Annotated in this window: 24 protein-coding genes; 8 read left to right on the top strand and 16 right to left on the bottom strand. The window is 29.7% G+C overall.

The features are described 5' to 3' along the window. Nucleotides 1–314 precede the first annotated feature (314 nt). Entirely contained in the window at nucleotides 315–1,028 is a 714-nt protein-coding gene (locus B4H69_RS09755; protein ID WP_291073195.1) for a pirin family protein, read from the top strand. 152 nt (nucleotides 1,029–1,180) lie between these two features. Further along, complete coding sequence (locus B4H69_RS09750; RefSeq protein WP_291093756.1) at nucleotides 1,181–2,272, top strand: hypothetical protein; 1,092 nt, start codon at nucleotides 1,181–1,183, stop codon at nucleotides 2,270–2,272. A gap of 70 nt (nucleotides 2,273–2,342) precedes the next feature. Here the strand turns inward: B4H69_RS09750 and B4H69_RS09745 are convergent, their stop codons facing one another. The 11 genes from B4H69_RS09745 to B4H69_RS09695 all read right to left on the bottom strand — a co-directional run bounded on the left by B4H69_RS09745 (nucleotide 2,343) and on the right by B4H69_RS09695 (nucleotide 13,917). After that, entirely contained in the window at nucleotides 2,343–3,044 is a 702-nt protein-coding gene (locus B4H69_RS09745) for an OmpA family protein (protein WP_286486618.1), read from the bottom strand. Between the two features lie 26 nt (nucleotides 3,045–3,070). After that, on the bottom strand, nucleotides 3,071–3,586 hold the full coding sequence (locus B4H69_RS09740; RefSeq protein WP_038336217.1) for a lipocalin family protein: 516 nt from the start codon (nucleotides 3,584–3,586) through the stop codon (nucleotides 3,071–3,073). A gap of 126 nt (nucleotides 3,587–3,712) precedes the next feature. Then, a complete protein-coding gene (locus B4H69_RS09735) occupies nucleotides 3,713–4,606 on the bottom strand; it encodes a class I SAM-dependent methyltransferase (protein ID WP_180905545.1) in 894 nt (297 codons plus the stop codon). A 1-nt stretch (nucleotide 4,607) separates the two neighbouring features. Continuing rightward, a complete protein-coding gene (gene mnmG, locus B4H69_RS09730; RefSeq protein WP_180905546.1) occupies nucleotides 4,608–6,479 on the bottom strand; it encodes a tRNA uridine-5-carboxymethylaminomethyl(34) synthesis enzyme MnmG in 1,872 nt (623 codons plus the stop codon). A 53-nt stretch (nucleotides 6,480–6,532) separates the two neighbouring features. After that, entirely contained in the window at nucleotides 6,533–6,958 is a 426-nt protein-coding gene (gene ybeY, locus B4H69_RS09725; RefSeq protein ID WP_038336219.1) for an rRNA maturation RNase YbeY, read from the bottom strand. Nucleotides 6,959–6,962: 4 nt separating this feature from the next. After that, nucleotides 6,963–9,167, bottom strand: coding sequence for a patatin-like phospholipase family protein (locus B4H69_RS09720; RefSeq protein WP_180905547.1), 2,205 nt, complete (start codon nucleotides 9,165–9,167; stop codon nucleotides 6,963–6,965). A 62-nt stretch (nucleotides 9,168–9,229) separates the two neighbouring features. After that, the gene (locus tag B4H69_RS09715; protein WP_291093750.1) at nucleotides 9,230–9,508 is read right to left on the bottom strand and encodes a hypothetical protein; all 279 of its coding nucleotides are present in this window, start codon (nucleotides 9,506–9,508) and stop codon (nucleotides 9,230–9,232) included. Nucleotides 9,509–9,564: 56 nt separating this feature from the next. After that, the gene (locus B4H69_RS09710; protein ID WP_291093748.1) at nucleotides 9,565–12,030 is read right to left on the bottom strand and encodes a bifunctional UDP-N-acetylmuramoyl-tripeptide:D-alanyl-D-alanine ligase/alanine racemase; all 2,466 of its coding nucleotides are present in this window, start codon (nucleotides 12,028–12,030) and stop codon (nucleotides 9,565–9,567) included. Then, nucleotides 12,017–12,613, bottom strand: a complete 597-nt coding sequence (locus tag B4H69_RS09705) for a thymidine kinase (RefSeq protein ID WP_038336222.1) — start codon at nucleotides 12,611–12,613, stop codon at nucleotides 12,017–12,019. The genes B4H69_RS09710 and B4H69_RS09705 overlap by 14 nt, the downstream gene beginning before the upstream one ends. A 126-nt stretch (nucleotides 12,614–12,739) precedes the next feature. Continuing rightward, a complete protein-coding gene (locus B4H69_RS09700; protein WP_280045931.1) occupies nucleotides 12,740–13,387 on the bottom strand; it encodes a DUF6266 family protein in 648 nt (215 codons plus the stop codon). Nucleotides 13,388–13,644: 257 nt separating this feature from the next. Further along, on the bottom strand, nucleotides 13,645–13,917 hold the full coding sequence (locus B4H69_RS09695) for a helix-turn-helix transcriptional regulator (RefSeq protein WP_038336224.1): 273 nt from the start codon (nucleotides 13,915–13,917) through the stop codon (nucleotides 13,645–13,647). Nucleotides 13,918–14,922: 1,005 nt separating this feature from the next. Between B4H69_RS09695 and B4H69_RS09690 the strand changes: the two genes are divergently transcribed. After that, on the top strand, nucleotides 14,923–15,300 hold the full coding sequence (locus B4H69_RS09690) for a hypothetical protein (RefSeq protein WP_180905552.1): 378 nt from the start codon (nucleotides 14,923–14,925) through the stop codon (nucleotides 15,298–15,300). Nucleotides 15,301–15,309: 9 nt separating this feature from the next. Next, complete coding sequence (locus B4H69_RS09685) at nucleotides 15,310–15,819, top strand: hypothetical protein (RefSeq protein ID WP_180905553.1); 510 nt, start codon at nucleotides 15,310–15,312, stop codon at nucleotides 15,817–15,819. 188 nt (nucleotides 15,820–16,007) lie between these two features. Here the strand turns inward: B4H69_RS09685 and B4H69_RS09680 are convergent, their stop codons facing one another. From B4H69_RS09680 to B4H69_RS09670, 3 genes are read right to left on the bottom strand one after another with little or no spacing between them, the layout of a single operon-like run. Further along, nucleotides 16,008–17,195 (bottom strand): 3-coathanger stack domain-containing protein, encoded by a 1,188-nt coding sequence (locus B4H69_RS09680; RefSeq protein ID WP_180905554.1) that lies wholly within the window; start codon nucleotides 17,193–17,195, stop codon nucleotides 16,008–16,010. Between the two features lie 3 nt (nucleotides 17,196–17,198). Continuing rightward, complete coding sequence (locus B4H69_RS09675; RefSeq protein WP_180905555.1) at nucleotides 17,199–18,005, bottom strand: hypothetical protein; 807 nt, start codon at nucleotides 18,003–18,005, stop codon at nucleotides 17,199–17,201. 11 nt (nucleotides 18,006–18,016) lie between these two features. Continuing rightward, the gene (locus B4H69_RS09670; protein WP_180905556.1) at nucleotides 18,017–18,577 is read right to left on the bottom strand and encodes a T9SS type A sorting domain-containing protein; all 561 of its coding nucleotides are present in this window, start codon (nucleotides 18,575–18,577) and stop codon (nucleotides 18,017–18,019) included. 67 nt (nucleotides 18,578–18,644) lie between these two features. On the opposite strand from B4H69_RS09670, the gene B4H69_RS09665 reads away from it, so the two are divergent. The 4 genes from B4H69_RS09665 to B4H69_RS09650 all read left to right on the top strand — a co-directional run bounded on the left by B4H69_RS09665 (nucleotide 18,645) and on the right by B4H69_RS09650 (nucleotide 23,196). Further along, nucleotides 18,645–20,531, top strand: a complete 1,887-nt coding sequence (locus tag B4H69_RS09665) for a tetratricopeptide repeat-containing sensor histidine kinase (protein WP_180905557.1) — start codon at nucleotides 18,645–18,647, stop codon at nucleotides 20,529–20,531. After that, entirely contained in the window at nucleotides 20,503–21,102 is a 600-nt protein-coding gene (locus B4H69_RS09660) for a response regulator transcription factor (RefSeq protein WP_180905558.1), read from the top strand. The genes B4H69_RS09665 and B4H69_RS09660 overlap by 29 nt, the downstream gene beginning before the upstream one ends. Before the next feature lie 76 nt (nucleotides 21,103–21,178). After that, entirely contained in the window at nucleotides 21,179–21,745 is a 567-nt protein-coding gene (locus tag B4H69_RS09655; protein WP_038336030.1) for a hypothetical protein, read from the top strand. A gap of 17 nt (nucleotides 21,746–21,762) precedes the next feature. Then, nucleotides 21,763–23,196, top strand: a complete 1,434-nt coding sequence (locus B4H69_RS09650; protein WP_084106919.1) for an exopolysaccharide biosynthesis polyprenyl glycosylphosphotransferase — start codon at nucleotides 21,763–21,765, stop codon at nucleotides 23,194–23,196. Here B4H69_RS09650 and B4H69_RS09645 read toward each other — a convergent pair. Together B4H69_RS09645 and B4H69_RS09640 are read right to left on the bottom strand one after the other, a co-directional pair. Further along, entirely contained in the window at nucleotides 23,156–24,433 is a 1,278-nt protein-coding gene (locus B4H69_RS09645) for an O-antigen ligase family protein (protein WP_038336029.1), read from the bottom strand. The genes B4H69_RS09650 and B4H69_RS09645 overlap by 41 nt on opposite strands. Beyond that, nucleotides 24,414–26,921 carry a DUF6311 domain-containing protein gene (locus B4H69_RS09640; RefSeq protein ID WP_291093741.1) on the bottom strand — a complete coding sequence of 836 codons (2,508 nt, stop codon included), beginning with the start codon at nucleotides 26,919–26,921 and terminating at the stop codon, nucleotides 24,414–24,416. Before B4H69_RS09640 ends, B4H69_RS09645 begins: the two co-directional genes overlap by 20 nt. Nucleotides 26,922–26,928: the final 7 nt, after the last annotated feature.

Raw genomic sequence — 26,928 nt, 5'->3', positions numbered from 1 at the left:
GGTTCCGAAATTTCGGAACCTTTTTTCATTTTGTAAGTTTTTTGTAAACTTTATACAAAATAACTGCTACTATAATAACAAGAACGATTTGGAGTAGAATCCAAAGTATAACATTAAATGTCGATTCGCCTGAAATTGATAGCATATATATGTCTCATGTGTTAACTGAATGCTAAAATATAAATTATTTTTAACATTTCGTTAATGATTTAAAAAAAGTTCTATTCATCATCTTGGTGTGTTAATTGATAACTTATCACATATCAATAGATAAGTTTTTTTTGCGCCATAAATTTGTATAAAAATAAATTACTATGAATTACCAAATATTTAAATCAGAATCAAGAGGAGGAGGAAATCACGGATGGTTAAACTCTAAACATTCTTATAGTTTTGCTAATTATTACGATCCAGCTCGTATTCATTTTGGTGCATTGCGTGTTGTAAATGATGATATAATTACTGGTGGTATGGGATTTGGAAAACATCCTCATGATAATATGGAGATTATTACAATTCCTACAAAAGGAGGAATTTCTCACGAAGATTCAATGGGAACTGGTTCTGTAATTGAGTCTGGGGATGTACAAGTAATGAGTGCAGGTACAGGAGTTTTTCATAGCGAAATGAATGCTTATGAAAACCAAGAAGGACATTTTTTTCAGATTTGGATTATTCCAAATAAAATGAATGTTGAGCCTCGTTATCAACAAATTTCTGTTCGTGAAGTTGCTAAAGAAAACGAATTATACCAAGTTCTTTCTCCAAATGCAGAGGATCAAGGAGTTTGGATTCATCAAGATGCGTGGATTTTCTTAGGAAATTATACAGAAGATAAACAAGAAACATACAAAGTACAAAAAGAAGGAAATGGTGTTTTCTTTATGGTTGTGGAAGGAGAAGTTGAATTTGATGGAAACAAATTAGGAAGAAGAGATGTCATCGAGATTAAAGATACAAATGAGTTTTCGTTTAATGTAACGAAAGATTCTCGCTTGATGTTAATCGAAGTTCCTATGGATATTTAGAAATTTTTTCAAGTTTTAGTTGTTTTATATATAGAGCAGATTTCAGAAATGGAATCTGCTTTTTTTGTTAAAAAAATATCATTATCAACACAAGTATTTAGTATATTTACTGCTTATAAAACTTTAACTCAAAACGTATTAATCTATACTATATGAAACGTTTATTCATCATTGCATCTTTCGCTTTAATGATTATCAGTTGTAAAAATGATAACATTGAAATTGATTCTACATCTGCACAAACTTTTAGTGAAACGGTAGACAAAATTTCGAAGGCTTTGCCTGTTATGCAACAAGATAAATTTAAGGAAGCTTTGCAAATTATTTTCGAGTACAACACAAGTCAATCAATGGATAATGAAGCGCGTTGGGGAATTGTACGTACGTTATTGGATGGAAAAACGGTAGATGAAGTTTTTGATATTGCAGAAAAAGTTGCGTTACAAAATAAATTTACTTGGAATAGAAATCAAGTTCCTTTGGTGAATGGAATTCCAAAACCAGGTGCAATTGAAACTGTAGAAACGCCTACTGAACCAACTTCTAATGTACAACGTTTTGATTTTAGTGTAAAACAAGATGATACAGGAATCTCGATTTCTCCATTCTTCTATAATGCGCAAGGAGAGGAAATACAGTTAGATCAAGCTGTAACAGCAACGATAGAAGTTTTTAATTCAGGTAGTATTGTGTACACATTTCGTTCGACAATCGATCCAAATTCAATGGATGATTTGTATAGAAAGAATGCAATTAATATTAAATATTCATCTTTAGATGCTTCTAAAATTAAAAGTGATCGTTTGGATATTTTGGTTCGAATTCCGAATTCTGAACGTTATTTAACGAATCGTAAAGCAGTAAAAGTTCCGTTGAATTTAGTTGGAGCTACAGAAGTTGTAGATTCGGCTGCGGTTGAAAGTACGCCTGCTCATGTGAGCAAAGAAGCAGGAATGGTAAAATCTCTTTCGAATCGTTTTATGACGAATTTATCGAAGAAGAATTATTCTGGCGCTTTTGCATTGACAAGAAGTGGAGAGTGGAATACTTTTCAAAAATTTTCTTCTGATGAAACAATTAAAAATTTAGAGCAAGCAACAATTAATGATGCAAAAGTGTTGGATGCTGATGAAAAAGTTGCATTAGTAGAAGTTCATGCAAATTTAAAAGACCAGTCTTCTAAGACGTATCAAGTGACTTTAGAAAAGATCAATAATAAATGGTTTGTGGTTAATTTTAAATAATTATAAACTTATTAAACATAAAAAAAGCGTTCAAATCTTGAACGCTTTTCTTGTTTTATATTGAAATGAATTATTGTCCGTTTGCTTCTTTAGCAGCGTCCGCTTTCATTTTTGCATTTGCAGTAATCGCAATTTCTACACGACGGTTTTGAGCACGTCCTTCTGCAGTTGTATTATCAGCAATTGGTTCTTCTAAACCTTTTCCTTTCGATGTTAAACGAGAAGAAGCAATACCTTTAGAAACTAAATAATCTTTTACAGATTGAGCACGTTTTTGAGATAATGGTAAGTTATAATTTTGAGAACCTACGTTATCAGTATGTCCAACGATTAATAAATCTGTATCAGGATATTCATTGAAAACTTCTACTAATTTATCTAAGTTAGATTTAGCAACAGCAGTTAAAGAAGCTTTGTTGTAATCAAAAGTAACTTTAGAGTTTTCATCTAAAATTAAGTTAATCCCTTCTTCCGTTCTTACAACTTCTGCACCTGGTAAAACTTGCTCAATTTTTTGCGCTTGTTTATCCATGTTGTTACCAATAACACCACCAGCAGCTCCACCTACAGCAGCACCAATTACAGCACCTAAAGCAGTGTTACCACCTTTACCGATATTATTACCTAAGATTCCTCCAATAACACCACCAGCTACAGCACCAATACCAGCACCTTTTTGTGTATTATTTGCATTTTGTACAGCTGTACAAGAAGACATCATAAATGATCCTCCTAATACAATTGCGGCTATTTTAGTATTTATTTTTTTCATAATTTCTAAGTTTTTTAAATTGTTGATTAACGTACGAAGTTATAAATCACTTGAGCAATTTTTCCGTTTGCATTGATATCTTGTACCAATTTCATCGAATTTGCATCAACATAATCTACACGCATTTTATATCCTGCTGTATTTTGTTTCGCTTTGATTCCTGTAACATCTTTGAAGATGAAATAAGTTGTAGAACCATCTTGTTGTAAATCCCAAATAATGTTAGCCGTTCCTGAAGGACAATCTCCACCTGCATTATTGAAAGTGTAAGTTCCTTTTTTGTTGTTTTGAACCAAGTTCCAAGTAGAACCTTCATAACATTCTGGATTTGCTGTGTCAAAAACTTTCGCAACTGCATCAGTAATTTTTACATTACCTTGTACCTCGTTTGTTGTTAAACCTTGGTAGTCTACATTTGTCAAAGTCCATGCACCTCTTACTTCTTTACCTGTTTGTATTTCTTGTTTTGCAACGGTTGTAGATGCACAAGAAGTTAAAAATGCTGAAGCGCATATCCCAAATAATAAAATACTTTTTTTCATAGCTATTTATTTTATCTATTATTAATCTTAAAAAACGGCTTTTATAAATTAGATTTAATAAAGTTTTAGAAAAAAAACGATTCCTAATACGTCTGATTAGATAATCATTCTTTAAAAACGCTTATTTTAATTTTCAGCTTTAATAATATAGATTAAAGACGAATATTGACCTGTTTTTTTAGCTTGAGTATTAGACTTCAAACCAATTCTAAGCGCATTGATAAAACCTAACTTATTACCTTTATATTTTTCAGATAGTAGACTCACATAAAATGAATCTAATTTCATCGGGTGGATAGATTCAATTTTCATACCAAAGTTGCTAAATAACTTTCGCATGCTGGTTTCTGTGAAATGCCATAAATGACGAGGTACATCATAAGCCGCCCAATGTTCACCATAATATTTAGCATCATACGATTGGTGGTTTGGTACAGCTATTACTAAGATACCACTTTTTGTTAAATGTTTCTTTAGTTCTGTAATTATTTCTTTCAGATTAGGGATATGTTCTAAAACATGCCACAAGGTAATCACATCATACTTTTCTGTATTCTGTTCTAATTCTGTAGAAGTAACTTTTTCGATTCCAACTTTTGATTGCGCAATTCGTCTTGCCGAATCATTTGGTTCCATTCCCAAAACATCGTAACCATTTTTTTGAAGATGCTCTAAAAAATCTCCAACGCCACAACCATAATCTAGAATTTTTTTACCAGTACCAACTTTATTAATCAATTCTAATTTATTATTTAGATTGATTGATTTTGCCATTTGATAAAAACGTTCGAAAATAGATTTCTTTCCATCGGTATGGGAAATGTAATTTTTACTTTCGTAATACTTTCCTAAATTTTCGATAGGCTGGGGGAGAGTATACAAAACTTCGGTTTCTGAATCTTCGTAAATCTCGAACTTTTCTCCTGTTAAAAAATAATCTTTTAAATCTAATTTCTTAATACCAGAAAATCCTTCTTTTGAAGGATTTTCTTGAGATGTTTCACGTGGAACATTTTCCATATTATCTTCCCATGTAAATTAATAATACACTTATGTCTGCTGGCGACACACCACTAATTCTTGATGCTTGCGCTACCGTTGCAGGTTTTATTTTTGTTAATTTTTGACGAGCTTCTATCGACATCGAACCAAAAACATGATAATCTATATCAGCTGGAATTTTTAGATTTTCCAAACGATGCAATTTATCTGCATTCTGTTGTTCTTTCTTAATATAACCTTTGTATTTGATCTGAATTTCTGTTTGCTCTAATTCTTCTTGATCGTATTCATTCGTTTCAATAAATTCTTTCACACGATTCAATTTTGTGAAGTCAGAAAGCTTTAATTCAGGACGAGAAATAACCGAAATCATTTTGTTTGGTTGTTTCAAAGGTGTTCCTTCACGCTCTTCAATTACATCATTTATCTCTTGTGGCTTGATAGAATTTTCTTCGAAATAATTAACAAGCTTTTCAGCTTTATCAAATTTTTCTTCCATTCTTCTCAAGCGATCTTCTGAGGCTAAACCAAGTTCAAAACTTTTTCGTGTTAAACGTTCATCTGCATTATCTTGTCTCAATAAGATACGATATTCTGCACGAGACGTAAACATACGATAAGGTTCTTCTGTACCTTTTGTAATTAAATCGTCGATTAAAACTCCTATATATGCTTCGTTACGATTTAAGATAAATGGATCTTTTCCTTTAATTTTTAACACAGCATTTATACCCGCCATCAAGCCTTGAGAAGCAGCTTCTTCATAACCTGTTGTTCCGTTAATTTGTCCAGCACAATATAAATTATCAATTAGTTTAGTTTCTAACGTATGTTTTAATTGTGTCGGTGGGAAATAATCGTATTCGATGGCATATCCAGGACGCAAAATTTTTGCATTTTCAAAACCAGGAACAGAACGTAAAGCTCTTGCTTGAATATCATCAGGCAAAGAAGTTGAGAATCCATTTATGTAGAATTCCATTGTGTGCCAACCTTCCGGTTCTGCAAAAATTTGATGACGATCTTTGTCTGCAAAACGATTAATTTTATCTTCGATAGATGGACAATATCTTGGTCCAGTCGATTTAATTGTTCCGTTAAACATTGGAGAACGATCAAAACCTTCGCGCAATAAATCGTGAACTTCTTGATTTGTATAGGTAATCCAACAAGAACGTTGTTTTGTTAATTTTGGCGTATTTGTGTAAGAGAATTTCGAAGGATTTTCATCACCTGGTTGTTCAACCATTTTCGTATAATCGATAGAACGACCATCTACACGAGGAGGAGTTCCTGTTTTCATTCTTCCAGCTTCGAAACCTAAATCAACCAATTGTTCCGTAATTCCAAAAGCAGCAGATTCTCCCATGCGTCCACCTCCAAATTGTTTTTCTCCGATATGAATCAAACCATTCAAGAAAGTACCATTTGTAAGAACAACAGATTTAGAACGAATTTTCATTCCCATTGCTGTAATTACTCCACAAACTTTACCATTTTCAATGATTAAATTTTTAACCATATCTTGAAAGAAGTCAACATTCTCTGTTCTCTCTAAAGATAAACGCCATTCTTCTGCAAAACGCATACGATCTGATTGTGCACGTGGAGACCACATTGCAGGACCTTTTGATTGATTCAGCATCTTGAATTGAATCGCAGTTTTGTCGGTAATAATACCAGAGTATCCACCTAAAGCGTCAATCTCGCGAACAATTTGTCCTTTTGCTATTCCACCCATAGCAGGATTACAAGACATTTGTCCGATTGTTTGTAAGTTCATTGTAACAAGAAGCGTTTTTGCTCCTAAATTGGCTGCTGCCGCTGTTGCTTCTGCACCTGCGTGACCACCACCAACTACAATTACATCATATTCTGATTGAAATATCATTTGATTGTAAACTTATTTTTCTTGTTAAAATAATAAATGTTCCACGTGGAACATTATTGATTTAGATAGCTACTAAATGTTTCTAAATATTGATTTTCTTTAGCAGTCATCAATTCTTTGTCATCTGGTTCTTTGTCCATATAACCAGCAAAATGTAATATTCCGTGGATAACAACACGAGCCAATTCGTTCTCAAAAGAAACACCATTTTGCTCTGCATTATCTTTGATTCGTTCGACGCTAATAAAAATATCACCCATCAATTCGTCTTCAATAGAATTATCGAACCCGATAACATCTGTGTAATAATCGTGGTCTAAATATTGTCGATTAATTTGAAGTAAGTATTCATCATCACAGAAAATATAGTTTAAATCTTCTAATGTTTTCCCTTCATTCTTCATACTCTCTACGATCCAATCTATCCAAGTTTGAGCATCTTTTAGCTCAAAATCTGTTTCGTAAAATAATTCTATCATTGTTCTAAAACCAGTAACCTAAACTTAAATTAAATAATCCTTTTTTTGTGTAAGGCGAATAACTCCAAATGAAATTTAAAGGTCCTAATGGACTATCGTAGCCATAGGTAACGCCATACCCAAGATATTTGTAATCTGTTAAACTTAATTGCTCAAATCTATCTGTGATATTTGCAATATTCATAAATACACTTGTGTAATGATTTTTCAAAATTCGAGCTTGTATATGAGAGCCAAACAGCAATTGATTGTCGCCAATCGCAGAGCCAAAAGGAAGCCCATAAAACTTGGTATAATTGAAAAAATCTTGTTCAACATAACCTCCGATATAAAACTTCTGAGGCAACGTTACATTATCGTTGAAAAAGGTTCCAAAGTTAGCAGTAAATCTGTAACTTAGGAAATTATTTAACGGAAAATTTGCCTCTAAATTCGATTCTAACAAATAGTTATTTTCAAACCCAGCTACATTAGAATCAAACAAATACTTGAAACTTCCATCAAATTTTAAACCACTCCGTGCAAAATTTGCATTATTTCGATTATCTGCTTTGACATACCCATACGCTTTCCAATAATAACCTTCGGATTTTGCAGGAAATTCGTCATTAGATGTAATATAATTATTCGTGAATACTTTCGCATATTGATGCTCTAATCCAACGCCAATCGCAAACTTTTCTTTGATCGTCGATTGAATGTAGAGTTGATTGATGTATTCTCTAAAGTTGTAATTTACTTTTTTGTAGATATTATCTGGACCGAATAAGTTTCTCAAATCAATTTCTTTGTCAAAATAATGCGAAAAAGAGTTGAAACCAATGCTTGGAAAATAACCATTATCAATGAAGAAATTGATGTTATATCGCGCATAATCTCCAACCACAACATCAGCAGATAGCACCGAGTTTTTGACAAATAAATTCTTTGAAGTGAAGTTTAAAAGTAATCCTGTTTTGAATAAATCATCGTAATGTAATCCAAAACGGATTGATTGTTTGGTCTTATTTTCTTGAACTTTTAACGTCAATAAATTCTCTTCATCGTTAATTTCTGAGATTTTATACGTGATATTATTGAAGTTTCCAGAAGCATACAATTTCGAAATTCCAGCTTTTAAATCATCATATTTTATAATTTCAGGAGTACGAATCCCTAGCTTACCTTCGATGTAATTTGTGTTGAAGTTTTTCAATCCTTCTACTTCAATTTCTTTCACTAAAACATAATCATCAAGTTTAATTTCGTTTCGAGTTTTGTTTGAAGCATGCTGTTTTTTTGCAATTTCTTTGAGTTGATCATATACTTTTTCTGATGCAATAAGTCCGCGATTGTAAATAGAATCTACTTCATCAAAACTTGTCACAGCATATTCTTTTAGCTCTGGTTTAATCAATAAATCAACTAGTTTTTTCTGTTCGTCCGTTTTTTTAACGATACTCATCGTCATAATTTGACTCAAAATATCAATAGCAGAATTTAGATCATCACGTTTTTGTAAACCATCACCCAATTCGACACCGATAATAATATCAGCCCCCATATCTTTCACTTCTTTCACAGGGAAATTGTTGACAACGCCGCCATCAACATATATTTTACCATCAATTGCGACAGGATCTAACATGGTTGGATATGCGCCAGAAGCCAAAATAACACGAGGTAAAAAGCCTGAACGAAAGACTTTTTCTTCTCCAGTTTCGAGATCGGTTCCGATACAGACGAAAGGTGTTGGAAGTTTATTGAAATCATCAATATCATGAACTGGACGCAATAAATAAGTCAATAAATCAAGCGGACCTTGTCCTTTTGAAATGGCATTAGGAATCGTTAATTTGAACTTATCAAAAGGTAATTCTAAGATGTATTTTTCTTTGTATGCTTTCTCGAAAAAAGGAATTTCTGCACGATCTTTATTTTGTGTAATCAACGAAGAAATATCCAATTGATGCATGATTTTCTCGAGTTCGTCAGGTGTATATCCAGCCGCATATAATCCGCCGATAATTGCGCCCATACTTGTACCTCCGATGTAATCAATTTTGATTCCAGCTTCTTCAATCTTCTTCAAAGCGCCAACATGTGCATAACCTTTTGCGCCACCACCACTCAATACCACACCCACTTTTAGACGCGTTGAATCGTTCTTTGTTTCTTGTGCAAAGGTCATGGTTGAAATAATGAAAATGAAAGCAAAAAGACTGCGCATAAATTGATCTAAATTGAGGAATAAAGATAGCAATTTTGAATCTAAGTTGTAGAATTGTTTAACTATTCTACATTATTTTCATAACAACTTAAATAATATGAAAACTTCGAAAAATTGGGAGAAAATGCTTTATTTGCTTTTAGAAAAGGCTTTAGTTTTTCTATTTGTGAAACAGAAAGTGGATATGAATCATAAATTTCTGTTGGATAATCATCCTTATTTAGGATAAAATCATTTAAATAAAAAAGAATCTGTTCAGATGTTATTTCTAATTCGAATTCATTGTTCAGAGAATCATCAGAATTACTATACTCTTCAATTAATCTAATTATTTTATCCATTTATTTTTTTTAAAAATACAAAAAAAGAGCTACTTTTCAGTAACTCTTTTAGTATATTATTCTTTATAATAAACGCGTTTTATACGTTGGGAAACCGAAGTTAAGACTTCATAAGGAATTGTTCCCAACCATTCGGTAACGTCGGCAATTGTTGGTGAGTTCCCAAAAATAGTCACTTCGTCACCTTCTTTGCATGGAATATCGGTTACATCAACCATCATCATATCCATACAAATGGTTCCGGTAATTGTAGCCAAATGTCCATTGATACCTACTTTTCCTTTTCCATAACCAAGTGAACGACGAATTCCGTCTGCATAACCAACAGGTAAAGTTGCAATTTTGGTATGACGCTCCGCTGTAAAACGACGACCGTAACTTACAGTTTCGCCTTTGTCAATCTCTGAAATTTGAGAAATTACCGTTTTGAAACGCACAACAGGTTTCAAATATTTCTCCATAAAATCGGTATATTCAGAGTAGCCGTACATCCCGATTCCTAAACGAACCATGTCATATTGATGCTCTCCATAAGCTACAATTCCAGGAGAATTTAATGCATGTTTGATTGGTTTTATGTTTAACGCAGTTGTAATTGCCATATAACTATTATCAAAACGTTCTAATTGATATTTCGCATATTCTTCTTCCTCTGGCATATCTGCAGTTGCTAAATGCGTGAAAATTGAGCGAACATAAACATGTGAATTATCTTTTAGAATTGCAATTAATTCTTCGAAATCATCTTCATGAAAACCAAGACGATTCATACCCGTTTCCATTTTTAGGTGAATTGGATAAGGTGAAGAAATTTGTTTTTCTTGTAGTTTCTGAATGAATAATTTCAAAACACGTAAACTATAGATCTCTGGTTCCAATTGATAATCGATAACAGTAGAGTAACTACTTTGTTCCGGATTCATGACGATAATTGGAATGGTAATTCCAGCTTCGCGCAATTCTTTTCCTTCATCTGCAATCGCAACGCCTAAGAAATCGACACCGTTATTTTGTAAGGTATTTGCTACCTCAAAACTTCCTGTTCCATAACTGTTCGCTTTTACCATGCACATCAATTTTGTGGTAGGTTTTAGCAATGAGCGGTACACATTTATATTTTCGATAAGGTGTTGCAAATTAATTTCGAGAACAGAATCGTTGGAACGTGTTTCTAATTCATTCGAGATTTTTTCTAATTTGAACGGACGAGCACCTTTTAATAAAATAGCTTCGTTGTCGACATTTTGATGTTTGAACTGTTCTAAGAATTCTTCAGTCGAATTGAATGAACGAACATAGGATTCAAATAAATGTTTGAACTGAGAAATTTTTTCTCCAATTAAAACTATCTCATCAAAATGATAAGGGTTGACTAAATCGGCTGCTTGTTGATATAAATCGTGGTCAGATAAGTTACTTTGTAAAATATCCGTCAACACCAACGATTTTTTGTCGCGCGGTTGTTGATTTAGTACATTTAAACCAATTTTTAATGAATTTAGATCAGAATTGAAGGTATCATTAATTAAAATTGAATGATTAATCGCTTCTTTAATTTCCAAACGCATTTCGATTGGTAGAAGTTGACTAAATTCGTTTTTAAGTTGTTTATAATCAATATTTAAACTAATTAAAGTCGTTAAGCAAATTAAACTATTTTTAATCGAAGCATCATCGATAAAAGGAATCGAATAGGTGAATTCTTGTTGATTATGTAAAATAGAAATTTGCGTATTAGTCTGATTACTTTGTATTTGCTTGATCTGTACAGTGGCAGAATTGGAGTAACCGTAAGTATATTTATCTGTTTTTGCTAAATGAGCGTTTTCAAGAATAGCTTGATGAACTTTTTCGTTTTCGATATTGAAAACTAATTTATCAACATGAGAAAATAGTTTCAGTTTTTCCTGAATCAATTCATCTTGATTTTTAAAATTCTCTAAATGCGCTTCTCCGATTTTTGTCAACACACCTATTGTTGGTTGAATAATTTCTTCGAGATTTTGCATTTCATTTGGCATCGAAATTCCAGCTTCGAAAATACCCAAATCGTTTTTCTCTTCCATTTGCAAAACAGAAAGTGCTGCTCCAAATTGAGAATTGTAACTTTTTGGACTACGAACAATCGAGAATTTTTTCCATAACAATTGATTCAACCACTCTTTGACAATCGTTTTTCCATTGGAACCGGTAATTCCGATCACAGGAAAATGAAATTGTTTGCGATGAATTTTTGCCCAATTTTGCAAAGCAAGTAGCGGATTTTCAACCTCGATAAAATTTGCATGAGGCAAATTTGTCAACGCTTTTTCTACGACAAAATTTCGAATTCCTCTTTGATAAGCATCTTGCAAAAACAAATGTCCGTCTTTTTGGTTTCCGTGAAAAGCAAAGAAAATTCCGTGAATTGGATTGACAATCATGCGCGAATCAAAGAAAATTTGATTGATGATTTCGTCTCCATTTCCAATCAAAGTACCGTTGATGATACTTGCAATTTGATTTAGATTATAAGTTTTCAACTTTATGTTTGTTATGTTCTTCCCAGAAAGCAACTCGGCTTAATGGTTCATATTCTAGTACTTCGCCAAGTTCTACAAGACGATCACTGTCAATTTTTCGGTGCGAATAATTGGCTAAATTTCCTGTACGAACGCAGATTGCATGCACTTTTGTTACATACTCGGCAGTCGCCATTAAATTGGGCATTGGACCAAAAGGACGACCTTTGAAATCCATATCCAAACCAGCAACAATAACGCGTTTGCCTTCGTTTGCCAATTGATTGGCTACGTCTACAATTCCTTCATCAAAAAATTGTGCTTCATCAATCCCTACCACATCGCAATCATCAGCCAATAATAAAATTGCTGAAGAATACTCAACTGGCGTTGATGTAATAGAATTTTGATTGTGTGAAACGACTTCGCGGTCCGCATAACGCGTATCTATCGTAGGTTTGAAGATTTCGACACGTTGTTTGGCAAATTCGGCACGTTTTAGACGGCGTATAAGTTCTTCGGTTTTACCAGAAAACATTGAGCCACAGATGACTTCTATCCATCCACTTTTTTTGTTATGATTAAAGGTATTTTCGAGGAACATAGTTCAAATAATTTAGATTAAAATGTGAGAACAAATTTACGGAATAAATTAGATGAAAGAAGTAAAAAGTAGATTAAAGCTCATCTTGAAACTTTAGATGAGCTTTAGTGTAGATGTATAGCGCACTTAACTTACTTTTATTTTGCCTATATAGGCTGAATTTGATGCAAATAAATTGTCTGCATTTACAAATGCCATCCATACATGTAGTTCTTTGTCTTGGTAGCGAGGTAATAATGTAAATTCATGTGATATATCTGCACGAATGCTTGTTGTTTGAAAAAATAGTGTCCCAACATTTAGATCATTATCTTCTGCTAATAAGGCTACCATGTAGTCTGTTTCGGCAATGGTTCCTGATGCATTGTCCGCCCAATCTATTACAATAGTAAGTGGTGTAGGAGAACTAATGGCTAGTGGTTGAGGATCGATTCCTTTTCCTTTGGAAAATTGGATTTGGTGATAGTTGGGAATGATTTCTAAGTTTTCCATATCGCATTGAAATGCATTGATAACGTTACTCATCGCAGCGTTGTAAGTAGATCGTAGACCTACTTTTGCACCAAAAAAAGCCTTAACGTATTCCCTGTAACTGGCAATAAAGAGTACGGCTTTGTTGAAGCGATCTTTGATTAAGGCTTGTTTTGGAGAGGGAGCTTTGGTTGATTTTTTAGGACGAATACGAGATATTTCGTATCCGTTGACATTTGCAATTACAATACGTCCTGTACGACCTGATGTACCTGAAATGATGCTGTCAATAACTTTACCCATAATTTTGTGTGTTTTAGTTAAACTTTGTTTTAATTGTTGTAGTGAATTTAGGTCAGAAATTGATATCTTTTTATAAGTTGTAAGGAAATGGAATGATTTGGAAGGGTGTGTACTGTTTTGAATAGTGTTGTACTTTTCTGCGGTGTCTGTTCGGTTGTTCTTCGGTTATGTGCCGTAACGCTTCGGTGTTTGTTCGGTGCTTGTGTGGTTGTGATGGAGAAATTGGGCAAAAAAAAAGAGCCTTGATAGGCTCTTGGTTATTTGATTAATTGTTTGAGGATTGCTTCGTATACTTCGTGTCGGAAATAAACGTTGCGTCCAAAGTAATTGTATGCTTTTAAGATTTTCTTTTTCCTATAATTGTATAATGTGCTTTTACAAATTTTTAGGTATTGTAGCACATCCCTTTCTTCCATTAGGTATAAATCTAAAGAACTAATGTTGCCATCTTCGAATGCTTGTTGCATTTTGTTGATTTCTTCAATTAATTGTTGAAACCAATTTACTGAGTTTAATGGTTGACTCTTCATAGTACAAGTTGTAAGACTTATATAAAATTAATCTATTATCTTATTGATTTTACATAAGAAGTGAATTGTCCCCCCAATTGTCTCCCTTAAAAATAATAATACTTGTGTGTTTTTATTGATTACGGAAGTGGTTTGTTGTAGCTTTTGAATAAAATAACCACATAGATACATAGAAATTGATGAATTTTTGATTTTAGTAATCAGTAGTTTATCATAGTTTATCATCTTTGATGAAAGTTATTGTATATTTATTTTACTTATCTTAGTGAGGAAAGGGATAGGAGGTGTTGAGTATGATGTGAGTGTGGTTGAGCTTATGGAAATTGTAAAATATAAGGATGGAATACAATGTTAATATATAAAAATAATTATGAAATTTCGATTTAACTTTTTAATATTCTCGGTATTTTTTTATTCGATAATTGCCTTAATCTATGTATTAAATTATGAACCATTTTTATTAACGAGAGTTGTTCTTCCTCTAATTTTTATTTTTCTTTTTTTATATAGAAATAAATTCACTTGGATTTTTTTAATTATTCTATTAGTTTCAAGTATAATAACATATACTTTACAATGTAATTATCCTATATCGAACTATCTTTACGGATATATGTGTAGGAGAAGACCTCTTGAAGTTTATATTTATCTATCTAAATATATTCCTCTAGATGTAACTACTTATTTTTATAAAATGATATATTTAGGATATTTATTTTTAGCTTTAATAATTTTAAATCTAAGAAAATATAAAAATATATATGGTTTTAGGTAAAAAAGATATTCCTGTAAATGAGATTATTTTAAATTAAAACTAATAACTTGTTTATACTTTTAAATATAATCACCACATAGATACATAGAAATTGATGAATTTTTGATTTTAGTAATCAGTAGTTTATCATAGTTTATCATCTTTGATGAANNGTTATTGTATATTTATTTTACTTATCTTAGTGAGGATAGGGATAGGAGGTGTACCTAAATGGAAAAAAGAGAAGTATTATGGGAGTACCCTTAAAATTTTGTTTCTTGTTTATTTTTATTATGTATTCTTGTTCATCATTACAGGATATTAATGATAAAACAGAATATAGGTTAGTAAATATTGATTCAACAAGTTATCAATATAATAAATTATTATTTTTAGAAAATAATTCAGAAGTTTATGTTGTTGTAATTCAGAAAAATAAAAATTGTTCTTTTCTTGAAGGAGAAACATATAGATTAAAATTAAAATCAAATTTACCCATAAATTATCCTAATCATAAAGATTTAAATTCTCAGTATATGTATCATAATGAAGTTGTCTATTTTATACAAAAAGATGCTACTAAATGGGGCTTTTATAAGATCGAAAATGATAAAAAGTATTGTAAGTAGTAAATAGAAATGAGAATTATTCAAAAAATATTAATAGTTATAAATATCTTAGTTGTATTTATAACTATTCAATCTTGTTTTACGACAACTAATTTAAAACAAGAGAAAATAGTAATTGATAAAAAATTATGTTTAATAAAGGCGATTCCTGGAGAAAGTAGAGCTCATATATTTTTTGTGTCTGAAAAAGGTGAATTGAGTTATTGTATTGGTCAGGTACTTAATTTTGAATATGGGAAATTTAATATAGATAGAAAGTATAAGATTAAGACTATTGCGTTAAACTTAAAAGAAATAGAAACATTAAAAGTTTCTTTTTTGAAAATTTCGGAAAGTTCTTTATATAAAGATACTTCTGTTGTAAAGGATAATTGGCAATACAGTCTATATTTAGATGGAATAAAGAAAGGATTTTGGTATTCAAACAATACGGAAATAATACCCAAAGAGCTAAAAGACATTACCTATATTATAGAAAACAAGATTAAAGTTTTACATGAATTACCAGGAACATCTTAAGACAAGATAGTGTTTCAGATGTGTAGTTGCACTAGATATTATTATAAATAAATTCACAATACCATAAAAAGGCAGACGGAGGTTTGCCTTTTGTTATTTTTAGTAAATCTTTTATTTTTTTATGGGAGATAGTTGTTCGCTTTTATAGTAAAGTAAAAAGTCTCACAACTTGTATGAGACTTTTTGAACTATTTCTTAATAATTGTTTTTTCGTTTATTGTACCCAAATCATCAACAAATTTGAAGTAATATAAGCCAGCTGGTAAAGTTTGTAAATTAACTTTAAGAGCAGTTGCATTTTTATTATTTCCTGATACAACAACTTTTGCATTGATATCATAGACAAACCACTCGTTAATACCAACTGTACTATTTATTTGTACAAAATTTGATGTTGGGTTAGGAGAGATGGTGAAAGTGTTTTGATAACTTAAATTATTCGAAATAGAAATCATATCTTCTCCCATTCCTATATAGGCTGTTAATTCTTCATTTTCTAAAGATATAAATTCATTATCCTTTGTACAAGGTTTTATATAAGCTCTAAATTTTGATTTAGCATTAAATCCAGGTTTAAGGAAAATACTATTTGATCTAAAAATAACATTTAAATTTTCATTGATAGGAGCACTTGCATTTATAATATTTCGAGATTTATATTCTTTTGAATTTATTATAGGATTCGTAATATTCATAACATCCTGACAAATAAAAGGAGCTGTTATGAATGTTTTTTCAGCGCTAAAAGTTCCTCTAATTCCATTTGAACATTTGGCTGCAACTTTCCAAGAGTAAGTTGTATTGGGTGCTAAATCAATGATAAGACGATTGTTTGTAGTTGAAGAAAAGCTTTTAGTCCCATTAGGAGTTGTTAAGAGTATTTCATAATCATTCGCACCTGAGACACTATTCCAAGAAAAATTAGCTTGCGAATCTGTAATATTATAATTTTGTAAATTCGTAGGGATTGGTAAAGAACATGGAATATTATTACTTGTATAATTTATCTGTATAGAGATGATTTTTTCCTCAGTAATATTTTGACCTTGCGCTGTTACATAACCATATATTGCTTTAAATTTGTATTCTGTAACTCTTGGAGTTGTAAAAGTGTGTTTAAAACCTAATGTTATTTTTACTTGCCCTCCTGGTTGTACAGCTTGTGTACCTTCAGGAAACTTACCTGTATAACCATTGTCTGTAGAAACAGGATGTATATTAGCTCCCATATTTGAAGGAAATCTATTATTAGAAAAAACAATTTCAACAAATCCAGTTTGACCATACGAAATTACATCGGATTTATTCCCTATAGTCACCTGAGAATATACTTTGAATATAAGTAAAAGTAATAAAAAACTAAATAATTTTTTCATAGATTATTTTTTAGTTTCTAATTCATTAATTCTTTCTTCTTGTTGAGCCATTTTTTTGTTTTGCTCAATTAGTAACAATGTCAATTCTTCTATTTTTTGTAAAAGAAGATTGTTCATTTCACCTACTTTTAATCCTTTTTCTTGAATTTCTTTTGCAGATGGAATACCTGGTAAATGATTGTTTTCTTTTACAAATTTTTCTACTTCTTCTAATTTAGGGAATTCATAATCTGCTTTTAACTCAGATTTTCCTGTAAAGTATTTTTGGAATACATAATCTGCAGGTACAGCCAGATCTACAATAATTTCTTCTGCATGTATTTTGCCTTTTACAGTTAGTTTTTCGTCAGGATTAGAGGTTCCAATACCTAATTTTCCAGCAGTTAAAACCATTTGTTCTGTGCCATTAGAAAAGAATTTCAAGCCATCCCATCCAGATAAGCCAACAACATTTCCTATTCTAGATAAACCATAATGAGCTACTTTTTGGTTATTATAATCGAATGTATTAAAAGTATTAAAACCTAAAAGTGTTCCATAAAAACTTGCATTTTGGCCATATAAATCTCCTTCTATTGCTGTTTTACCAACAATACTTACACCTTCAGTAAATCCTAAATGATAATTGATTACAAGTTGATTGTTAACAGGAGAGATGGCATTTTTCCAAACTAAGTCTCCATTATCATAGCGTCTTATTTTAAGATCACCAGATGAAGCTGATAAGTCAAAGGCGTTTGTATTGATTTGTGCAGATAAAGAAGATGCTCCAATAAGTGCAACTAAAGTTGATAATAAAATTTTTTTCATAATTGTTTTGTTTAATTTTTAATAAAATATTTTGATATAGGGTTTGAATTTTTAAATTCTAATATGATTATATAGTTTCCTTTCTGAAATAAAGAGACATCTATTAGTAAATTTTGTGTATAAGAAACATTTTTACTAATTTTTAGATTTCCACTTGTGTTGTAAATAGAATAGCTTACAATTTGAGCTAATGAAGATGATATGTTAAGATATTGTGTTGTGGGTATAGGAAAAATTTGTATTTTATTGTCTTTTCTACTTGTGTTATCTTTTCTAGATCCTATTACAGTTCCAGTTTCATTTTCTAAAGTAGATTTAAAGTTTTTTGAAGCAGGTTTTATTCTAATTTGATAACTGTCTTGTGGAATTATTCTTACTTGCCCCCCCTGATCTGAAAATATTAAACTTCCGCTGAAATATGTATTAGCGTTATCTGTAGTAATTACAATGTTTTCTGAATCAAAATCAAGTGATACATTTAAATTTTCGCCCATAATAAAATTAGTTATAAATTGTTGAGCATTAGTTTGATTAAATGTTATTAAGACAAAAAGGAGTAAAAGTTTCTTCATAATTTTTTTATAAAAATATGTAAAGAGAAATCTCTGTGGTATACCATATTTATGGTATTTTTATTTCATGAACATTAAACTTTACTTACTTACTATTTTTATTTTTTCAACAATTATTTTTGGTCAACAAAATAAATATGATGAAGTTGTACGTCAATATTACTCTATTTATGAAAACCATGCAGATTTGAACAAAGCATATATAGCTGTAGAAAAAGCGTATAAATTGAGTAAGTATATAAAATCTGAAAAATGGTTAGCTAAAACAGCTTATGGTGTTGGTTACTGTAATTATGTTTTTGAAAAAGATTCTATAAGTGAGATTTATTTAAATGAATCTATTTTAAATGCTGAAAAATCAAAAGATTACGAAATATTAGCGAAAGCTTTTAATGTAAAGGGAAGTATTTACAATTATCAGAAAAATTATAAAAAAGCATTAAATTATTTTCATCAATCAATTAGATATTCTGAAAGTATTGATCAATTATCTGATAATACTGCTAATGTGTTGAGTAACATAGCTAATATTTATATTACTGAACATGATACAATTAATGCAAAAAAGTATTATCATGAAGCTGTAAAGATTCAACGAAAGAATAGGTTGTATAAATCTTTGAGTAATACTTATAATAGTTTGGGAGTATTATATATGGATACGAATAAAGATAGTGCTTTGTATTATATCAATAACTCATTAATGTTAGCTATAAATAATAAATTGGAGAATGAATTGGTTGATAAATATCTTAATCTCGGGATAATCTATCTTAATTTTAATGATATTAATAATTATGATAAAGCTAAGTATAATCTAATAAAAGCATTAAAACTAGCGTATAAACATAAGACATCTAGGTACAAATTTCAAGGAAATTTATATTTAGGAATCTATTATAAAAAAGCAGAACGAGATTTTATAACATCAAAAAACTATTTAGAGACAGCATTATCACTTATTAATAATAATAAAGACAAAGAATACAATTTGGCTTTGTATAAAGAACTTTCTGATGTTTATTATAAATTATCTGATTTTAAGAATGCATATAAATTTAAGAGTTTAGAGAATGACTTAAAAAATCAAATTTCAGATACAGAAAAAAATAAGCAAATTCATGAAATTCAAACAAAATTTGATGTGGAGCGAAAAGATTTTCAGATTGATTTATTGCATCTTCAACAAAAGAATCAAGAGATAGAAAATCGTTGGATAATAATCGTATCACTTATTAGTATTTTAGGATTGCTGAGTTTAGGAATATTGTATCGAAGTAAACAAAGAAAGAAGAATTTATTGCAACTACAACAGAGCGAGGTGAAACGAATGCAAGATGTTGTGAAAAGTCAAGATAATGAACGAAACAGAATAGCAAAAGAGTTGCATGATGGAGTAGGAAATAAGTTGGCTGTTTTCAAAAATATTCTATATCAAGATGTTTTTACTCAAGAAGATATAGATTATTTACAGACTGGAACAAAAAATTTGATGAAAGAAATTAGAGAAATTTCTCATAATTTGAGTTTATCTATTTTAAATCAAAAAACGGCTTTAGAATTAGTTGTAGAATTAGTTGAGACTTTTCAGCGGAAAACAACAATAAATATCGAATTAATTATCTATCCTAATGAGGCTTTTGATTTGTTGGATGAAGAACAAAAAATACATCTTTATAGAATTTTACAAGAAATTCTTCATAATATATATAAACATGCTGATGCTCAAAATGTCTCAATAACTGTGACAAGACATCATATGATGTTTAATTTGATTATAGAAGATGATGGAAAAGGATTTGATATAAAAGAAACAAAACAAGGGATAGGAATTTTGAATATTAATGAGCGAATAAATCTTATAGGAGGAGTATTGAAAGTGGATTCGGTATTAGGAAATGGAACAACAATAATTATAACGTTAAATGAAGAAGATAAGAATAGGATTGGTTGACGATCATCAACTTTTTTTAGATGGTTTAATAAGATTATTAGAACAAGAAGATGATTTCGAAATTGTTTTTTCAACAACAAAAGCCATTAATCTACTCGATAAACTAAATGATGTTTTGATTGATATTTTGATTGTAGATATTTCTATGCCTGATATAAATGGATTAGAATTAATACATAAAATTAGGGATCAATTTTTTTTAGGGAAAATAATTGTTATTAGTTCTTATGCGAATAGCATAGATAAGTCATGTGTAGATGCTGCATTATTGAAAGAGGTTTCTAAAAAAGAGTTATTTGAAACAATAAAATCTGTACATAATGAAACCTATAAAAAGCATGACAATGTATTGGGTACTACTAGTATTTTTTCTTCTTTTTTGAGTAAAAGGGAAAAAGAGATTGTTAATCTGATAGCAATAGGTTTAACAGTACACGAAATGGCTGATAAAACATTTTTGAGTAAGCATACGATAGAAACACATAAGAAAAATATATTTTTAAAGCTAGAAGTTACAAATAATGCAGAACTAATAAAGAAAGCAATGATGTTGGGGATTATTGAATTATAATTTATGCAATAGAATTTATAAGAAAAGAGATTTTTTTGCGTTTAATGAAAAAACTATCTAATTTATTGTTTTGAGTATGAAAAAATTTTTATTAAGCACTTTATTGATTTCTTCGTTTTTAACCTTATCGTCTTGTGGAGATAAAAAAGGTGGAAGAAATGATTTGTCTGAAAAGGAAGAAGTAGAGAAGGATTCTACTAAAGGTGTAGTAGTAACTCTAGAAGGGGTTTTTCCGACGAATGATGTATATCAGTTGTTTTATTCTACAACTGATCAATATGATGAAAAAAAATCTCTTCATGTTCCTGTTTATGGTCAACAAGTATTACAAAAAGTTGTATTTAAAATTCCAGAAGGAGAAAAACCATTGTATATTCGTGTAGATATGGGATCTAATCCTGCGCAAACTATAGCAACGATTAAAGAAGTTAAATTTAGTTATAACGAAAATGATTTTAAAGTAGATAATAAAGATGTAATAGGTAAATTTTTTGTTAATAACCCTAGTATAGAATATAATCCTGTAACTTTATCATTAAACTTGAAAGCTGATCAAAATAATGTTTATGATCCATTCATGATAAGTAATGATGAATTAAAAAAATCTTTAAATAAATTATATAGTTCAAATTCAGCTAAATAATTTTAAACAAAGATACTATGTATAGAAGAAGAAACTGGTTTTTGTATTTTGTACCACAAATGTTTGATTTTATTTGTGTAATCAGTTTTTTTCTCATTTTTGTTAGGCTTCAATATATCTATTTTTATCCAAAGGAACATCTTCCTTTGATGCATTTACCTTCTTACTTAGAAGTCTTTGAAGCTCATTATAAAGCATTATTCTTATTACTTCTCTCTTGGATTATAATTTCTCAAAATATTAAACTTTATGAGGATTCTAGAAAAACAAAATTAATCAAGAGTATTAAACGAGTATTTCTACAACTTATCTATTTCTCGGTTATTTTGTTTGCAATTTCAGGTCTAAAAGAGTATGATTTGATGTCCTTTTATTTAGGATTAATTTACATTTCGATTCTTCTTGTTTTAATGATTTGTTTTCGTGTATTTATATTTTTTTATAGAAGATCAAGACATAAAGCTGGTCTAGATTTGATGAATGTTTTGATTGTAGATGAAAATATCAATACCAAAAAATTTGTAGAAATTGTAGAATCAAGAAAAGAGCTTGGATTTAATCTTACTGGTAATTTTTCTCAAGGAAATAAATTTGAATTGCTAGAAGACAAGCTAGTTTATGACAAGGTAGATGTAGAAAGTTTTATTGTAACAAATGATATTCACCATATTTTTATTTCTCAGTTTGGAACAATTGATAAGAATGTCTATCGCAAATTATCCATATTAGCAGAACAAAATCATATTGAGTTAAATTATATCCCTTATTCAATATATAATAATTTTACAAATCTGAAAATAGATTATATTGATACTTTACCAATATTGGAAGTTAAAAGATTTCCTTTGGATTTATCTTATAATCAATTTATTAAGTTTTGTTTCGATAAGTTATTTGCTCTGTTCATTTGTCTATTTATATTAAGCTGGTTGATTCCAATTATTTCTTTATTAGTTTTTATTGATTCTAAGGGGCCGATATTTTTCATTCAGAAAAGAAATGGATTAAATGGGAATGAATTTGGATGTATTAAATTTAGAACAATGCGTCACTCAAAATTAAATTCAATAAAGGCAACAGTACGTAATGATGATAGAATAACTAAAGTAGGCTCATTTTTGAGAAAAACTTCTTTGGATGAAATGCCTCAGTTTATAAATGTATTGTTAGGTGATATGTCAATTGTTGGCCCTCGCCCGCATATGATTTCTCAAGATAGTTATTATAAAGAAATTATTGAAAAATATAATCTACGACATTATGTGAAGCCAGGTATTACTGGGTTATCTCAAGTAAAAGGCTACAGAGGTGCTATAGATTCTGATTTGGATATGGAAAAACGTATTTTTACAGATGTATATTATGTAAGAAATTGGTCTTTTCTATTAGATATTCAGATTATTTATCTAACTATTCTTCTTGTTGTGAAAGGAGATGAGAATGCGATTTAACTACATTAAATAAGCAATATAATAGAATAAAAAACATAATACCTCTTTGTCTATTTAGAGATGATTCTGTTATAAAGAAACTTATTGTAATTAATGCAAAAGAAAGATGAACAAAATCTTTGGTACGTATTGCATGATATAAATTTATTAAAACACAAGAAAGTACTATACAGAAACCAAAAAATCCTAATTCGGCAAAAGTCTGTAAATATTGATTATGAAAATTTAATTCGCCAAAATATTTACTTAAACCTCTATCTATTTGTTTTTCTATTATTTTATCTTGAGCAGCATTTAATCCAAAACCTGTCCAAAAAATATTATCTTCTTGAATAAACTCTTTGAATAATCTATATTGATATAGTCTAATTGCTGTACCAGAAAAGTAATAGTTTTCGCCAAATTCTGGCTGATATAAAGCATTATGTAAAGAAACATTAATTACACCGTCTTCTATTATTGTATTATCTTTTGTGTCTTCTAATTCTGCATAAAAGCGACTAAACATATAATTACCTGCAGTAATAGCAACTATAATTCCTACAGAAAAAATTATTAATAAGTTCTTTTTGCTTAGTTTATTATAATTATTGAATAGATAAATAACAAAAATAAATAGAGTAATAAGAATAAGATTTTTTGAGGATAATAAGATTAATGAAAGAAAAAGAATAGCTAAGGCTGTAAAATCAAACCATTTTTTTGATTTTTTACTAATTAAAGCTAAAAATGAGAAGGATACAAAAACAGATACATAGATGGCATTTACTTTAAGACTGACCAAGTTATGATATAAAAACCAGTTAGATTGTTGATCTGATAAAAATCTAAATAAAGCTCTTATCAAGCAAAATACCATAAAAGTAGCTATGCTATAACTAAATGTGTAGCATAGTTTTCGTAGCTGCTGATTCGAAATAGGAGGAATCAGTATAAAAATAAAAGGAATTATTAGTAAAGGAATTGTTTTGCTTATAGCTTTAATAGATTCTTCACTATTGATACTCCATGTGATAGATATTGCTCCAATGCAGAACAAAATAACAGGAAGTATGAGTGAAAGATTAAAACTAAATTTCAGTAACTTATAATTTAGAACTACACTTATAAGCAATAATATAGTTGCGATATTATTGTATATAAAAGGTAAAGGTAAAGTAACAAGACACAATAAGATAGAAAAGTTTATTGCATTTTCTATCTTAATGTCTTTTATTTTATTTAACAACCAATTCATTATAGAATGTTATGTTTACTAATTTAGCATCATCACTGATTGTTCTTAAACCAACCGCATATTTACCTTTTGGTAATTTAGCAATAGAAAACTCTGTTTTAAAACCTGCAAATTGTATGTTTTTTTCATTAGGAAATGCTTCTTTTAAATCTGGTCGTGATGATTTATAGGTTTTTATAGCATAAAGTTGATTATCCTTTTTTAAGATAATTTCTACTTTAGTTTTTTCATTATCTCGATTCTCTATAGCACTCCATCCATTTATTTTGAAAGAGTTTTCTTTGTCTTTGTCTTTTTCAATGGTATGAATACTTGCTTTAACAGTTGTATTATTACTAACATTTTTAGTCAAAATAGGAAGTAAAATTTCATTAGTACCTATAGAAATTGTTTGTTGTATATCAGAAGAATGCAAAATATTATTTTCATCTTCTATTACGATAGATAGATTATAATCACCAGGTTTTAAGTTATTTATTTTAAAAACACCTTGAGCCCCTGTTTTTAACATTGCACTATCTCCTTTGAAAATTTCCATGATATCATTTCTATCAGAAATTTTAGCATCTACAACAAATTCGTTGTTTAGCATATCTTTTAATACAAATTTGGTATGTGTTATACTTGGATTCTTATGTCCTTCTATATAAGCCCATCCACTAATTAATAATACTTTTTCTTTTACTAGGATTTCATCAAAATTACCTTTTACATTTTCTGTTCTATTTTGCGATAAAATAGATTTTTCGAATGTTGCTAAAAATAGTTTTGACTTAGTTTCTAAGTTTTGATTAATAAAATTATTCAAATCAAATTGTTGATTGATAATTTCTTTTGGATAAATAATATAATATTGTCCAAATTTTTCGATCGCAAACTTACCTGTATTAATTAATAATGCAAAGCGATCTAAATAGTCAATTTTTGTAATAAATGCAGATTTTTCTGGAGTTTTACCTTCTAATAATTGTTTATTTATTAACTGTTCAAATTTTACTTGTTCTTCACCATTTGTTCTAGCTACGTAAGCAGAAGTAATTTTACAATTATTTTTATAGGCCAAATATCCAAAATCTTGATAATCGTTCTGATTTTCTAAGCTATTTTCATAAGGTGGATACATAATGATATGATCTACTTTAGAAAAAACTTGATTTAAAAAATCAACTTTCTCAAATGGGACTTCATATTTTCCATCGCTATATTTATCGTTGGTGAAAAACATGCTTGTATCATAAATATTAACGAAAGCTAATATGATTAATAAGGTTCCAATAATATATTGGTTTATTTTAATTCTTGAAATAATTATTATTGCAAATAGTAATAGAGCATAATATATTACCCAAATATATCTGGCGCTAGCTCTGAAAACATTTCCTAATTTTATAATAAGTTCAGGGGCTTTTAGTTCGTATAACGTTTGATCATTATAAGTTACAATATTTGTGATAGCAAAACCTGTAAAAAATAAAAGAGCAACACTAAAAAGCAAATAAGTTAAGTAGGTTTTTTTTTCTATTTTTTTTCTAATAATAAAAATAGGGAAAGTTAAGATAAAAGCCAAGCAAAGCATAAACATGCTTCCAATTCCAAGATAAGAATATCCTTCATATTGATGCCAAGTTTTTTGAGGAAGTTGAGGAAAGTATTTTGAAAACCCTCCACCATTAAAAAAGGAATTTAGATTCCAACTATATAAGCCGTATGCATTTGTAACTTCAAGATTTGTTGAATCGAAAGATAATATTCCAACAATAAACCATATAAATAATAAAGCAATAATACCGCTTAAGAAATAGAAAAGTCCTTTTTTCCAATCGTAAACTTTAGAAATTAAAATGTTTTTAACAAAATATATGAAGAAAAATGCTAAAGAAATTAAGGTAAGATACGGATGTATAAGACCACTAATAATCAATAAAATAATATGATATAGAGCAAATTTATCTGCATATTTGCCTTTTTCTAATGGTTTGAAATAAAAGTAAAAGCTTGCTATAATTAGCCATTGCGCACATAAAGAAGGGTGCAATGTTCTAAATAAAAGAACTGGATTTGTATTAATAATTATTACCGCTGTTGATAGAATAAGAATGTTCTTAACATTAAAAACTTTTAGAAGTTTGATGGTAAAAAATCCATTTAAGATATAACATACTAAAAACCATAATCCAAAATACTGAAAGTCAATAGGTAATATTCCTGATATAAGCTTGAAAGGAATTGCGAATAAAGGAATAGAGTCAGTAATTCCTACATTTGTTCCAATTGGATAATACCATTCAGAGTTCGTTCCAATAGGAAATGTCCATGGGCTATTGCGATAGAAACTCCATCCTAAAAAATGCTGTCCCCAATCGTGATAAACTTCTAATAACCATTTGGTATTGGAAGGGTTTAGAACGTGAAGTCCAAACTTTAGAATAAATATGATCAAGCTTATAATAAATCCTGATAGATAGTCTATATGCAGTTTTAGTTTCATTGTTTTG

The organism is Empedobacter sp. UBA6745 (assembly GCF_002453775.1).
In the GTDB taxonomy this organism is placed as follows: domain Bacteria; phylum Bacteroidota; class Bacteroidia; order Flavobacteriales; family Weeksellaceae; genus Empedobacter; species Empedobacter falsenii_C.
This window is presented reverse-complemented; position numbering and strand designations above follow the sequence as displayed.

Excerpts from the sequence above, each read along its gene's own strand:
- B4H69_RS09755 (WP_291073195.1), top strand. The coding sequence starts at position 315 with ATGAATTACCAAATATTTAAATCAGAATCAAGAGGAGGAGGAAATCAC.
- B4H69_RS09750 (WP_291093756.1), top strand. The coding sequence starts at position 1,181 with ATGAAACGTTTATTCATCATTGCATCTTTCGCTTTAATGATTATCAGT.
- B4H69_RS09745 (WP_286486618.1), bottom strand. The coding sequence starts at position 3,044 with ATGAAAAAAATAAATACTAAAATAGCCGCAATTGTATTAGGAGGATCA.
- B4H69_RS09740 (WP_038336217.1), bottom strand. The coding sequence starts at position 3,586 with ATGAAAAAAAGTATTTTATTATTTGGGATATGCGCTTCAGCATTTTTA.
- B4H69_RS09735 (WP_180905545.1), bottom strand. The coding sequence starts at position 4,606 with ATGGAAAATGTTCCACGTGAAACATCTCAAGAAAATCCTTCAAAAGAA.
- mnmG (WP_180905546.1), bottom strand. The coding sequence starts at position 6,479 with ATGATATTTCAATCAGAATATGATGTAATTGTAGTTGGTGGTGGTCAC.
- ybeY (WP_038336219.1), bottom strand. The coding sequence starts at position 6,958 with ATGATAGAATTATTTTACGAAACAGATTTTGAGCTAAAAGATGCTCAA.
- B4H69_RS09720 (WP_180905547.1), bottom strand. The coding sequence starts at position 9,167 with ATGCGCAGTCTTTTTGCTTTCATTTTCATTATTTCAACCATGACCTTT.
- B4H69_RS09715 (WP_291093750.1), bottom strand. The coding sequence starts at position 9,508 with ATGGATAAAATAATTAGATTAATTGAAGAGTATAGTAATTCTGATGAT.
- B4H69_RS09705 (WP_038336222.1), bottom strand. The coding sequence starts at position 12,613 with ATGTTCCTCGAAAATACCTTTAATCATAACAAAAAAAGTGGATGGATA.
- B4H69_RS09700 (WP_280045931.1), bottom strand. The coding sequence starts at position 13,387 with ATGGGTAAAGTTATTGACAGCATCATTTCAGGTACATCAGGTCGTACA.
- B4H69_RS09695 (WP_038336224.1), bottom strand. The coding sequence starts at position 13,917 with ATGAAGAGTCAACCATTAAACTCAGTAAATTGGTTTCAACAATTAATT.
- B4H69_RS09690 (WP_180905552.1), top strand. The coding sequence starts at position 14,923 with ATGGGAGTACCCTTAAAATTTTGTTTCTTGTTTATTTTTATTATGTAT.
- B4H69_RS09685 (WP_180905553.1), top strand. The coding sequence starts at position 15,310 with ATGAGAATTATTCAAAAAATATTAATAGTTATAAATATCTTAGTTGTA.
- B4H69_RS09680 (WP_180905554.1), bottom strand. The coding sequence starts at position 17,195 with ATGAAAAAATTATTTAGTTTTTTATTACTTTTACTTATATTCAAAGTA.
- B4H69_RS09675 (WP_180905555.1), bottom strand. The coding sequence starts at position 18,005 with ATGAAAAAAATTTTATTATCAACTTTAGTTGCACTTATTGGAGCATCT.
- B4H69_RS09670 (WP_180905556.1), bottom strand. The coding sequence starts at position 18,577 with ATGAAGAAACTTTTACTCCTTTTTGTCTTAATAACATTTAATCAAACT.
- B4H69_RS09665 (WP_180905557.1), top strand. The coding sequence starts at position 18,645 with ATGAACATTAAACTTTACTTACTTACTATTTTTATTTTTTCAACAATT.
- B4H69_RS09660 (WP_180905558.1), top strand. The coding sequence starts at position 20,503 with ATGAAGAAGATAAGAATAGGATTGGTTGACGATCATCAACTTTTTTTA.
- B4H69_RS09655 (WP_038336030.1), top strand. The coding sequence starts at position 21,179 with ATGAAAAAATTTTTATTAAGCACTTTATTGATTTCTTCGTTTTTAACC.
- B4H69_RS09650 (WP_084106919.1), top strand. The coding sequence starts at position 21,763 with ATGTATAGAAGAAGAAACTGGTTTTTGTATTTTGTACCACAAATGTTT.
- B4H69_RS09645 (WP_038336029.1), bottom strand. The coding sequence starts at position 24,433 with ATGAATTGGTTGTTAAATAAAATAAAAGACATTAAGATAGAAAATGCA.
- B4H69_RS09640 (WP_291093741.1), bottom strand. The coding sequence starts at position 26,921 with ATGAAACTAAAACTGCATATAGACTATCTATCAGGATTTATTATAAGC.